At 70.6% G+C, this 11,739-nt stretch carries 10 protein-coding genes and 1 pseudogene; 3 read left to right on the plus strand and 8 right to left on the minus strand.

What is annotated here, in order from left to right; all coding sequences use genetic code 11:
- Positions 1-3 precede the first annotated feature (3 nt).
- From ACIRA5_RS42880 to ACIRA5_RS42890, 3 genes are all read left to right on the plus strand, one after another.
- Positions 4-696 carry a flavodoxin gene (locus ACIRA5_RS42880; protein ID WP_403700790.1) on the plus strand — a complete coding sequence of 231 codons (693 nt, stop codon included), beginning with the start codon at positions 4-6 and terminating at the stop codon, positions 694-696.
- Between the two features lie 40 nt (positions 697-736).
- Positions 737-2,110 carry a metallophosphoesterase gene (locus tag ACIRA5_RS42885; RefSeq protein WP_403700792.1) on the plus strand — a complete coding sequence of 458 codons (1,374 nt, stop codon included), beginning with the start codon at positions 737-739 and terminating at the stop codon, positions 2,108-2,110.
- A 408-nt stretch (positions 2,111-2,518) separates the two neighbouring features.
- Complete coding sequence (locus ACIRA5_RS42890; protein ID WP_403700795.1) at positions 2,519-3,733, plus strand: aldo/keto reductase; 1,215 nt, start codon at positions 2,519-2,521, stop codon at positions 3,731-3,733.
- A 104-nt stretch (positions 3,734-3,837) separates the two neighbouring features.
- Here the strand turns inward: ACIRA5_RS42890 and egtD are convergent, their stop codons facing one another.
- The 8 genes and pseudogenes from egtD to ACIRA5_RS42930 form a co-directional block, all read right to left on the minus strand.
- Positions 3,838-4,815 carry an L-histidine N(alpha)-methyltransferase gene (egtD, locus tag ACIRA5_RS42895; RefSeq protein WP_403700897.1) on the minus strand — a complete coding sequence of 326 codons (978 nt, stop codon included), beginning with the start codon at positions 4,813-4,815 and terminating at the stop codon, positions 3,838-3,840.
- Between the two features lie 96 nt (positions 4,816-4,911).
- Positions 4,912-5,601, minus strand: a pseudogene (gene egtC, locus ACIRA5_RS42900) (ergothioneine biosynthesis protein EgtC); the annotation flags it as partial.
- The gene (egtB, locus tag ACIRA5_RS42905; protein ID WP_403700900.1) at positions 5,601-6,890 is read right to left on the minus strand and encodes an ergothioneine biosynthesis protein EgtB; all 1,290 of its coding nucleotides are present in this window, start codon (positions 6,888-6,890) and stop codon (positions 5,601-5,603) included. The pseudogene egtC and the gene egtB, both read right to left, overlap by 1 nt.
- 202 nt (positions 6,891-7,092) lie before the next feature.
- Positions 7,093-8,337, minus strand: coding sequence for an ergothioneine biosynthesis glutamate--cysteine ligase EgtA (gene egtA, locus ACIRA5_RS42910; protein WP_403700798.1), 1,245 nt, complete (start codon positions 8,335-8,337; stop codon positions 7,093-7,095).
- A gap of 102 nt (positions 8,338-8,439) precedes the next feature.
- On the minus strand, positions 8,440-8,829 hold the full coding sequence (locus ACIRA5_RS42915) for a DUF427 domain-containing protein (protein WP_403700801.1): 390 nt from the start codon (positions 8,827-8,829) through the stop codon (positions 8,440-8,442).
- Between the two features lie 50 nt (positions 8,830-8,879).
- On the minus strand, positions 8,880-9,632 hold the full coding sequence (locus ACIRA5_RS42920) for an NADPH-dependent F420 reductase (RefSeq protein WP_403700805.1): 753 nt from the start codon (positions 9,630-9,632) through the stop codon (positions 8,880-8,882).
- 44 nt (positions 9,633-9,676) lie between these two features.
- Entirely contained in the window at positions 9,677-10,453 is a 777-nt protein-coding gene (locus tag ACIRA5_RS42925; protein ID WP_403700903.1) for an SDR family oxidoreductase, read from the minus strand.
- A gap of 76 nt (positions 10,454-10,529) precedes the next feature.
- Positions 10,530-11,093 (minus strand): TetR/AcrR family transcriptional regulator, encoded by a 564-nt coding sequence (locus tag ACIRA5_RS42930; RefSeq protein ID WP_403700808.1) that lies wholly within the window; start codon positions 11,091-11,093, stop codon positions 10,530-10,532.
- Positions 11,094-11,739 lie beyond the last annotated feature (646 nt).

Genomic DNA, 11,739 nt, shown 5'->3' on the forward strand with positions numbered 1-11,739 from the left:
GACATGGCAAGCACGACACGTCGAAATTTCCTTGCACTGGCCGGTGCGACATTGGCAGGTGCCGCTGTCTCGGGCTGCTCGATAATAGAGGGGGCGGCCGAGACATCCAGCGGTTCAGGACCGTCGAAGGTTGACCGTCCCCTGAAGGAGTCACGCACTCTGGTGGCCTATTTTTCGATGCCGGAAACCACCGACCCGAACAACATGACCGAGGACGAGCAGAACAGCACGCACATCGTGGGCGGCGAAGTCCTCGGAAACACCCAGCACGTCGCACAGCTCATCGAAGGGCGCCTCGGGGCCGACGTGTTCCGTATCGAGACGGCGGAAAAGCTACCGCTCGATCACGGAACGCTGGAAGACCTCGCTCTCGAGCAACAAGAGGCAAACGGCAGGCCGAAGCTCAAAGCCCTGGTCCCGAATCTCGAAGAGTACGACACCGTGTTCATCGGTTATCCGATCTGGTGGTACGACCTGCCCATGCCGGTGTACAGCTTCCTTGAGCAGCACGAGTTCACCGGAAAAACCATCGTCCCGTTCAGCGTCCATGGCGGAAGCCGACTTTCGGGAACCGTTGAAAACATCACCGAAACCCTTTCTGGTTCCACCGTGATCAGCAACGCGTTCACGATCTCGCGAGACGACATGGACCGTGCCGAGGCAGAGGTGGGCGACTGGCTCGGCAGCCTCGGTTGAGCAGCCCGCGGACATCTCAAAGAAAGGGCTGCGCAGGGTCGTGGTCGTTGTCCTCACCCTTGTCTTGATCGCCGTGCTCGTACTGCTCGGCGCACTCCACTGGTACGTCTGGCGCCGTCTCGTCCGGGGCACCACGCCACGGGGCTCGCTCCTCCGGCGAGGAGGAAGCGTCGTCTTCGTGGCCGGCCCCCTGCTGTCGATGGGGGCCATGACCGCGGAGGGCGACACCGTGCCCTTCCGCGTGCAGCAGATCCTGGCCTGGCCCGGGTACCTGTGGATGGCGCTCTTCGTCTACCTGCTGCTCGCGTTGCTGGCCGGTGAGGCCGTCCGGCCCGTGCTGCGCCGGTGGTTCGCGCGTCGGGATGCCGCGGCCGATCCGCAGAAGCGGGTTCCGCCGGTGCCGCGATCAGCGGAAGCACAGCCGGGTGACGGCGGCGCGGAGGAAGCCGTTTCGGACGGCCGGCCACGGTCCGAACCGGTGTGTCGCGGCGACTCCGATGCCGCAGGAGCCACCGCCGGGCCCGTCGTCGTACTGGACCGCCCGCAGGCACCGGAGACCACGCCATCGACCGGCAACGCCCCCACCGACCCGTCCCGTCGTCTCTTCGTCTCCCGCATCGTGGGCGGCGCCGCGGCGGCCGTCGCCGTGGGAACCGTGGGCCACGGCACGTACGGTCTCCTCCGGGGGCCGGAGGTCAAGTGCATCACCGTTCCGCTGGCCAGACTCCCCCGTAGTGCGCACGGGTTCCGCATCGCCGTCGTCAGCGACATCCACGTCGGTCCGATTCTGGGCCGCGGCTTCTCCCAGCGGATCGTCGACACCATCAACGCGACCCAACCCGATCTGATCGCGGTCGTCGGCGACCTGGTGGACGGCAGCGTCGAGAACCTCGCCCCGGCCGTCGAACCACTCGCCCGGCTCCGGGCACGGCACGGCGCGTACTTCGTCACCGGCAACCACGAGTACATCTCCGGCGCCGAGCCATGGATCGAGAAGGTACGGGAGCTGGGGCTGCGCCCGCTGGAGAACGCCCGCACGGAACTGCCCGGCTTCGACCTGGCCGGCGTCAACGACGTCCGGGGTGAGGAAGAGGGCCAGGGCCCCGACTTCGACAAGGCACTCGGCGACCGCGACCGTTCCCGGGCCGCCGTACTCCTCGCCCACCAGCCCGTCGTCATAGAAGACGCCGTCCGCCACGGTGTCGACCTCCAGCTCTCCGGTCACACCCACGGCGGCCAGCTATGGCCGGGCAACTTCCTCGCCGAGCTGGCCAACCCCACCGTCGCGGGTCTGGAGCGCTACGGCGACACCCAGCTGTACGTGAGTCGGGGCGCCGGCGCCTGGGGCCCGCCGGTGCGGGTGGGCGCACCGTCCGACATCACCGTCGTCGAACTCGCGTCGACTCGTGCGTAGTCTCCGGCCGACCGCACCGCCTCGCGTCCTGCGGGACCGAGAACGCCTGCGAATCCCAGGGCGTACCCCCTGTTCCAAGCCAGATGAAGGCCGCTTTGGCCGACCGTGGGGGGCCGTGGCATTACCCGGAACAGAGCGCCCTCCCACCCCGACGGAACCTGATGATTGGATCTTCTTCACCGCCCGGCACCGTCGGAGCCTCAGACCGCGTATCGCCGGTCGAGCAGACATCCTCCGAGGCCACGACAGAGATCGAAGCCGCCGGACGACCTGCCCGGGGGCTCGTCCCCGCGATGGTCCAGCTCTGCCGCCACAGACCTGCCCAGGGCAACAGGCTCCCCTGCTTCCTCGCCACCACCAAGACGCACCGATGGTGCTCTCAACGGACAACCAGAGGGATGTAACCCCATGCATGAACAGGACAGCACTGCGAACGGCAACTCGCCCGGCCGCGGCCGTCGCGGTTTCCTGATGGGCGCCGCCGGCCTGGCCGCCACCTCGGTGGTCGCCACAGCGGCGCAGGCACAGGCACATGGCGGACCGTCCGCCGCAGGTACCAGCGGCGCCGCCCGCCGTCGGAACCAAGTGACCGCCGCCGTCACGCAGACCGGCCGCCGCAGGCTCGGGTCGCTGAAGGTCTCCAGCATCGGCCTCGGCACCCAGACGATGCCGGGCAACCTGTACGGCCCCGTCACCAGCCGCAAGGACATGGTCGCCCTCGTCCGGACGGCTGTCGACCAGGGGGTGACGCTCTTCGACACGGCTGAGGCGTACGGGCCGTGGGAGTCGGAGCGGATCGTCGGCGACGCCCTACGGCCCGTCCGCGACAACGTGGTCATCGCGTCGAAGTTCGGCTGGGAGATCGACCCGGACACCGGAGCACTCACCGGTCTCAACAGCCGCCCGGACCACATCCGCCGAGCCGTCGACGGCATGCTCAAGCGCCTGCGAACGGACCACATCGACCTGCTCTACCAGCACCGGGTCGATCCCACCGTCCCGATCGAGGACGTCGCGGACATGGTGAAGGACCTCGTCGCCCAGGGCAAGGTGCTGCACTGGGGTCTCTCCGAGCCGGGTCTGCAGACCGTCCGCCGGGCCCACTCGGTCCTGCCGCTCACCGCGATCCAGAACGAGTACTCCACGCTGTGGCGCGGCCCGGAGGAGAACGTCCTGCCGCTCTGTGAGGAACTCGGGATCGGCTTCGTGTGCTGGGCGCCGCTGGGCATGGGCTTCACCACCGGCACGATGAGCCCGTACACCCGGTTCGTGGCGGAGGACCGCCGGACGGCGATGCCCCGCAACAGCCGGGACAACCTGGCCGCCAACATGCCGCTGGTGCAGCTGCTGGAGGAGTGGGCCGTACGCAAGGGCGCCACGCCCGCCCAGATCGACCTCGCCTGGCTGCTGGCCCAGAAGCCGTGGATCGTACCGATCCCCAGCACCACCAGGCTGTCCCACCTCCTGGAGAACATCGGCGCGGAAGAGGTGAGGTTCAGCCGCGACGAACTCCAGGAGCTGAACGCCGCCGTCGCGCGGATCACCATCAGCGGTGACCGGCTCCCGCCGCCGGCCCTCGCGATGACGGGCGTCGAAGCACCGCCCCGCCGACCGGCCGCGTAGGCGAACCGTCCCAGGCCTTCACCGCACCGTCCCGCCCCGGGTCGCAACTCCCGTACACCGACAGGATGTTGTGACCCGGGGCGGCGGCGGAGTCGTAGACGGTCCTAGTTGGGCACCGCCATGACCAGGGCGAAGCGGGCGGCCGGGTCGGTCCACCAGCGGCGGACGGTGAAGCCGCCCTCCTTGAGTTCCGCGGTGAGGGTGTCGCGCCGGAACTTGCACGACAGTTCGGTGCGCAGGTCCTCGCCCGCGGCGAGGTCGAGGGTGAGGTCGAGGTCGGGGATCTTGACGGTCTGGGCGGTGCGGGAGCGCAGCCTCATCTCGATGCGCTCGAACTCGGGGTTCCACAGGGCGACGTGGTCGAAGAGGTCGGGGGCGAAGTCGGCGCCGAGTTCGCGGTTGAGGACGTGCAGCACGTTCTTGTTGAACTCCGCGGTCACACCGGCCGCGTCGTCGTAGGCGCGGACCAGGATGCCGGGGTCCTTGACCAGGTCGGCGCCGAGCAGGAGGACGTCGTCGCTGCTCAGGGCGAGCGACAGGGTGCGGTAGAAGGCGCCGCGCTGCTCCGCGTCGAAGTTGCCTATGGTGCTGCCGAGGAAGGCCAGCAGGCGCGGTCCGGGCTCGTCGGACAGCGCGAGGCCGGCCTCGAAGTCGGCCGCGGTGGCGTGGACGGTGAGCCCCGGGTAGTCGCGGCTGATCGCACGTCCGGCTTCCTCAAGGGCGGAGGCGCTGACGTCCAGGGGCGCGTAACGGCGCAGTGTGCCGGCGGCGGAGAGGGCGTCGAGGAGCAGCCGTGTCTTGTGGGAGGAGCCGGAGCCGAGCTCGATCAGGGTGGCGGCCCGGGTCAGTGCGGCGATCTCCGGGGCACGGCGGGTGAGGATCTCCTGTTCGGCCCGGGTGGGGTAGTACTCCGGCAACTCGGTGATCTGCTCGAAGAGTTCGCTGCCGCGCTTGTCGTAGAACCACTTGGGCGGCAGGGTGCGTGGCGCGCTGCCCAGGCCCTCGCGCACGTCGGACTGGAGCGTGGTGGTGAAGTAGTCGGCGGGCAGCCGGTCGTCGAGGGTGAAACGGCCGTCGGTCATGGAGTGTTGATCCTCGGGGTGTGGGCGGGGGGTGTGCAGCGGGAGGATCCGTACGCCTGTCGTAGTGGCCAGGAGCAGGGAGCGGTCGGGGACCTCCCGCCATGCACCGGGTGTGCCGTCAGGTTCGGAGGCGACCAGTGCCGTGCCGGGTCCGGTGCGGTACCACAGGGTGTCGCCCCAGGCAGTGGCGGCGATGGTGTGGCCGTCCGTGAGCAGGAGGTTCAGCCGGGCGGTGGGCCGGGCGTCGGCGATCTGACGGACCACCGCGGCCAGGGCGCCCGCGGGCGGTTCACCCTGGCGCAGACGCCGCGCGATCATGGCCCACAGCAGGGCCGAGTCGCTGCGGGCGTCCAGTGCCAGCAGCTCGGCGGGGGTGAGGTCGGTGGGCAGCCGGGTCCAGTCGGGGACAGTCCCGTTGTGGCTGAACAGCCAGCCGCCGTCGCGGAAGGGGGCTGCCGCCGACTCGTCGTGGGTGGTGCCCTCGGTGGCGGAGCGGACGGCGGCCAACACGGCGTGGCTGCGGATCGTCCCGGCCAGCTCGGGGAGGTTCGCGTCGGCCCAGATCGGTACCGCCCGCCGGTAACGGGCTGGCCGGGGGAAACCGGCGTCACCCCCGGAGGTGTCCTGCTCGGCCGGGTACCAGCCGACACCGAACCCGTCGGCGTTGACCGTCCCGTGGCGTTGCCCGGCCGGCTGCCAGGACTGCTCGTACAGGCTGTGCGGGGGCTCGGTGAGCACCCGCGCCAGTGTCACGGGCGGTCCTACATAGGCAAGGTGGCGGCACATCAGCTGTTCCCGTCCTCGGAGGCGTCGCGGGCGGTGCGGAAGCCGGCGAAGATCTGCCGTCGGACCGGGTAGTCCCAGTTGCGGAAGGTGCCCCGGCAGGCCACCGGGTCGACGGAGAAGGCGCCGCCGCGCAGCACCTTGTGGTCGGGGCCGAAGAAGACCTCCGAGTACTCCTTGTAGGGGAAGGCCGTGAAGCGGGGGTAGGGGGTGAAGTCCGAGGACGTCCACTCCCAGACGTCGCCGATCAGCTGCCGGGCGCCGCTGGGTGCGGCCCCGGCCGGATAGCTGCCGGCCGGGGCCGGCTGGAGGTGGCGCTGCCCGAGGTTGGCGTGCTCGGTACCGGGCGCGGCGTCGCCCCAGGGGTAGCGGCGGGAGCGGCCCGTCGCCGGGTCGTGCCGGGCCGCCTTCTCCCACTCGGCCTCGGTCGGCAGCCGTCGGCCGGCCCATCGGGCGTACGCGTCGGCCTCGTACCAGCACACGTGCACGACCGGCTCGTCGGTGGGCACCTCCTCGATGACGCCGAACCGGCGGCGCAGCCACCGCCCGCGTTCCCGGAACCAGAACAACGGCGCCTCGATCCCGGTCTCCTGGACGTGTCGCCATCCCTCGGGCGTCCACCACCGGCGGTCGCGGTAGCCGTCGGCCGCGATGAACTCCTGGTAGGCGGCGTTGGTGACGGGCACCGTGTCCAGCGAGAACGCGGGGACGTCCACCGTGTGGTGAGGGCGCTCGTTGTCCAGTGCCCATGGCTCGGTGCTGGTGCCCATGGTGAACGGGCCGCCGGGGACCAGCGCTTCGCGGGGCAGCCGGTCGGCGTCGGCGGGTGCGGGGGGTGGCGCGGGCGCGTGCAGGACGGGTGCGCCCTCGCGGAGTTGGAGCGTGGCCAGCATCGTCTCGTCGTGCTGCTGTTCGTGCTGGGCGAGCATGCCGAAGACGAAGCCGTCGGCGAGCAGTGGATCGGGGTTGTCGGGTGAGGTGTCCACGCCGTCCAGCACGTCCCAGGTCTCGGTGCGGACCGCGGCCGCGTAGTCACGGGCTGCGGCCGGGTCGAGCAGGGGCAGGGCCGGGCGGTCGGCACGGGGGTGGCGGAAGGCGTCGTAGAGCGGGTCGAGGTCGGGGCGCAGTCCGGGGCGGCGGCCGGCCGTGCGCACCAGCCACAGGTCTTCCTGGTTGGCGATGTGGGCGAGATCCCACACCAGGGGGGACATCAGCCGTGAGTGCTGGGCGGTGAGGTCCTTGTCGGTGAGCTGGTCGGTGAGGCTCAGAGTGCGGCGCCGGGCGTTCTCCAGCGCGGTGCGAGCGGTGGCTGACGGGGGCCCGGCCGGTCGTACGGCTGTCTCCTCGGCGGAGGAAGCGGAGCGTACGGCTGTCTCCTCGGCCGGGGAAGCGGCTGTGTCCGGGGACGGTGCGGCCGCGGGGTCGGGTGTGTCCCCGCCTCGGGCCGTACCGGGGTCGGTGTGGGAGTTCGTCACGGCATGCCTTCTCGGGAGATCAGACGCGGCGGAGCGCGTCCAGTCGGTCATCGGCGGGGCATCGGCCACGTTCCGGGTAGCGCTCGGCGAAGTCGGCCAGGGCCTGCCGCAGGACGACCGGGGTCCCGGGGCGGGCGAGGGCGCTGCCGGCCGCGGCGAAGACGGCGCGGGCCGCCTTGGCGAGGTCGGGGTCGGCCAGGCCGGTGCGGGCCGCCCGCTGCCAGATGTCGTCGGAGGGGACGGGCCGTACGTCCTGGCAGAGCGGCTCGGTCGCCGCGTAGGCGGCGTCGGCGGCAGTGGGGTCGCCGAGCAGGGTCGCGGCCAGCACGGTCGGCACGATCCATTCGTCGCCGTCCTGTGCGTCGGTCATCCGCAGTTCGAGCCAACCGCGTGGTCTGACCGGCGGGAACAGGGTGCTGAGGTGGTAGTCCAGGTCGGCCCGGGTCGGCCGGCGCAGTCCTGGTGCGCCGCGCAGCCAGTCGCGGAAGGTCAGATCCGGGGGCGCTGTCCAGTCGCCGTCGTCGTCGCCCGGTACGCACATCACCTTCGCGTCGAGCGCGTAGCGGGTCCAGGAGACGCGGGGGTCGGCGTGGTGGCGGGGCTGGTGGGTGCGGCCGGCGTCCATCCGGGACCAGACGGCCTGGCGCGTTGACAGCCATCCGCTGGGCCGGCCGTTCCGGATCGGGGAGTTGGCGAAGGCGGCCACGAGGACGGGGCCGATACGGTGGGCGAGTTCCCAGCGGTGGCGGTAGCCGGAGAAGCCGTCGGACTCGTCCCCGGCGTCCAGGTTGATCTGGACGGAGGCGGTACGGCGCATCATGGCGCGGCCCTCGGGGCCCTCGCGGTCGAAGAACGTCTCCATGGCCCGGTAGCGGGGATGATCGAGTATCCGAGGTGGTTCGCGGTACGGGTCGAGACCCTGACCGACCAGTGTCAGGCCGGCCCTCCCGGCGGACTCGCGCAGGACGTTCAGGTCCGCGGCCATCGCCTCGACGCACGCGGTGAGGGACAGGGCCGCAGGTGAGCTCAGCTCCACCTGCCCACCCGGCTCGCGGGTGATCCTGCTGCCCCCGGGTAGGGCGCCCGGGACCTCGACGGGCGCGAGTGCGTCGTTCAACCGGTCGAGGGATATCGGCAGTGCGGGGTCGTGGCGGTCCTGGACCAGCCACTCCGTCTCCACACCGGTGCGCTGGGGCGGGCCGGTCTTGAAGCACACGCCGTGCACATGTGCTTCCGCCGCCTCCTCTGTCAGGTGACTGGTCACGGTCTCTGTTCCTCTCACGAGCGCTGCGGTCGGGGGGCTTTGGGGATACGCGAGGCCGGAGCGGAGTGCCGAGGCGCTCCACTCCGACCCCGTGACAGGGCGTCAGTCGGTGACAGCTTCGGAGACGGTGATCCGCACGTGCTCGGTGTAGAAGGCGACGTGGCCCGCGATCTCCGCCACGGCCTCGAACGGCTCCTCGTAGACCCACACCGCGTCCGGGATCTCCTTCTCGGCGGCGACGAGGCCGTAGTAGGAGGCCTCGCCCTTGTAGGGGCAGTAGGTGTGAGAAGCCGTGCGCACCAGCAGCTCCTGGTCGACGTCGGCCAGCGGAATGTAGTGGACGGGCGGATAGCCGGCTTCGCTCAGCGTGACGGCGGAGGTCGTCTCGGCGACGACCTTGTCTCCGTTCCCGGTGGTCACACGGACGCGGCCGGGGTTCCGGCTGATCTCGATGGGGTGGTCGGGGCCGGGGATCCGGATCTCACGGGGCATCGGGTTTCTCCTTCATGGTGGAGCTGACTGGTAGTCAGCGGTTCTGGTGGTCAGCGGTTCTGGAAACGTCGGACGGCCGCGGCCGCCAGTTCCTTCACACGGGCGGCGGACACCGGAACGCCGGGGTCCTCGAAGAACCAGCGCTCCGCCTCCTCCTGGCTCAGCCCCCAGGGCTGCGGCGCGGCGTACGGCTGGACGTACACCGGGGAGCCGTGCTCCATGCGCCAGCTGTCGGCGAGGGTGCCGATGTCCACCCCGTCGTAGCCGAGGACGTCCATCAGGCGCACGACCCGGTCCTTGGCGGCGGTGTCGTCGCCGGCCAGGGGCAGGGCGCTGCGGTCAGGGGCACCCGAGGGCCTGGCGACACGGGTGGAGAGGTGGCCGCAGGAGGTGTTGTTGAACGCCTTGACCACGGAGGAGTCCGCCAGGTGCCGCTGCACGAGGGCGCTGGATCTCACCTGGCCGGTGGCCAGTTCGGCGATCCGGCCGTCACGGAAGGTGTAGTAGTTCGCCGTGTCGATGACGGTCCTGCCCGCCAGGGCCGCGGCGGGGAGCCGGTCGTAGGCGTGCATCGGGATGGCCGCCACCACCAGATCGCCGGCCCGCGCGGCCTCCTCGGGAGTCGCCGCCCGCGCACGGGCGCCGAGTTCGCCGACGAGGCCGGCGAGGGTTTCGGGACCGCGGGAGTTGCTCAGCACGACATCCAGTCCCGCGGCGACGGCGAGGCGGGCCACCGCGCCGCCGATCATGCCGCTGCCGATGATTCCGAGGGTCTTCGTCATGGTGTCGTGTCTCCGCGTCAAGGGGCGAGAAGGGGCGGTCTGTCACTGCTCGGCACGGGGCCGGATCAGACGGTCTTGATCTGGCCGCCGTCGATGACGTGGTCGGCGCCGACGATGTTCCCGGCGACGTCGGAGAGGAGGAACGTGATCAAGGCCGCGACCTCCTCGGGCTCGGTCATCCGTCCGCTGGTGATGCCGAAGGCCTTCGGCGCCTGCCGGACGAACTCCGCCAGATCGATGCCGGATCCGGCCGCGTACTGGCTGCCGACTTCTCCGGCGTCCTCCCAGACCGCGGTGCGGACCATTCCGGGAGTAACGGTGTTGACGCGCACGCCCTGGGGCCCGAACTCCTCGGCCAGTGACTTACCGAGCGAGCCGAGGGCCGCCTTGGTCGCGCTGTAGGCGACCAGGCCGGCCGCGGGCTGCCGGGAGGCGGCGGACGAGATGTTGACGATCGCGCCCCGCCGTTCGATCAGGCTGGGCAGTGCGGCCCTGCAGGCACGGACGGTGCTGAGCAGGTTGAGGTCGAGGACGCGGGCCCACTGGGTGTCATCGGTGTCGAGGAACCCGGCGACGTCGTCTCCGCCCCCGACGTTGTTCACCAGCAGGTCGATGCCGCCCAGCTCCGCGAGGGCACTGCCGAACAGGGCGGTGACACCCTCGGCCGTGCTCAGGTCCGCCGAGACCGTGAGTGCGCCGGTCTCCTTCAGCTCGGGCGTGATGGTGCGGGCGGCACCCATGACGCGGACGCCTTCGGCGGTCAGCGTACGGACGGTCGCCAGTCCGATACCGCGGCTGGCGCCCGTGACGACCGCCGTCTTGGAGGTGAGGTTCAGATGCACGATGCTCAATCCTGGAATTGTAGGTACAAGATGCGATCAAGAAATACCCCGGCAGCCACGGCTGCCGGGGGTCGGATCAGAGAGCGTCGATCGTCGCCGCGATCACCCGGTCGAGCCGGTCTCGCTCACCGGGGACACGGACCAGGACCCACAGCCCCATCATGGCGTTCAGAAGCATGCTCCCGATGACCGCGGGGTCACGGTCGGGAACGATCTCTCCTGACCGCTGCCCCTCCTCGATCAGCGCCCGGAAGACAGCTTCGACGCGGTCGAAGTCGCGCCGGACCAGCGTGACCGCCGCCTCGTCGACTCCCGCGAGTTCCCCGACGGTGTTGACGACCATGCAGCCCCGGGCGCCCTCGTCGACGATGAACTCCAGCACGCCGCGGAGACGCTCCCGGACCGGGGCGGACTCGTCCAGCAGCTCGAGGAAGCGATCAAGCCGGCGGTCGCAGTAGTGACTCAGAGCCTGCTCGAACAGCCCGTGCTTGCTCCCGAAGGCGTTGTAGAGGCTGCCCTTGCCGATACCGAGCGCGTCCACCAGGTTCTGCGGGGTGGTCGCCGCGTATCCCTTCAGCCAGAACACCTCCATGGCCCGCTCGACGGCGACGTCCGGATCGAACTGCTTGGTCCCTGCCATGAGGGAAACGGTAGCACCATCTTTGACCTATGGGTAAAAGATGACGGTGGCAAGGCTCTCGTTCTCAGGTCCGCTGCCGCGCGTCGGAGTGCGCGGAGTGCGCGGAGCGCGCGGAGTGCGCGGAGTGCGCGGTCAGCTTCCCCAGCAGGGCGATCAGCGTCTCCCGGTCATCCGGCAAGCCGGCCGCGCCCTCCCGGTACTTCGAGCAGCGGCTGAACCACACGGTTCCGCGACTGCCGTCAGCCGCCCTTCGGGCCTACGCGTGACCGGGCTCCGCGTACCGCGACAGGTTGCGCTGGGTGCCAGGCCCCCTGGCTTCCAGACGAGGAGGTCCATGCCGTGGCTGATGACGGAAGTCCGCGACGGCGATGTCGAGTCGTGGCTGCGGCGCATCGGCGTTCTCCGCGGCTGAGCCAGGCAGCACCGCGGCTCGACGGTGGATCACCGGCGCCTGAGATCAACCTCCGAGACCGCTCAGGCGGGCAGGCAGGAGCAGGAGGAGTGGCCGGACTCCGCAGCCAGGAGGTCGAGGAGTTCGGGGGTCGTGCGGCGGGCCTCGGCGCAGGCTCCCCGGTGCCGGGGCAGTGGAGCGGGGCAGAGGCCGGTGCCGCGTCGCGGGGCTGGTCGACGTCGAGGGCGTGGCCCA

Source organism: Streptomyces sp. NPDC096311 (assembly GCF_044763085.1).
Lineage (GTDB): Bacteria > Actinomycetota > Actinomycetes > Streptomycetales > Streptomycetaceae > Streptomyces.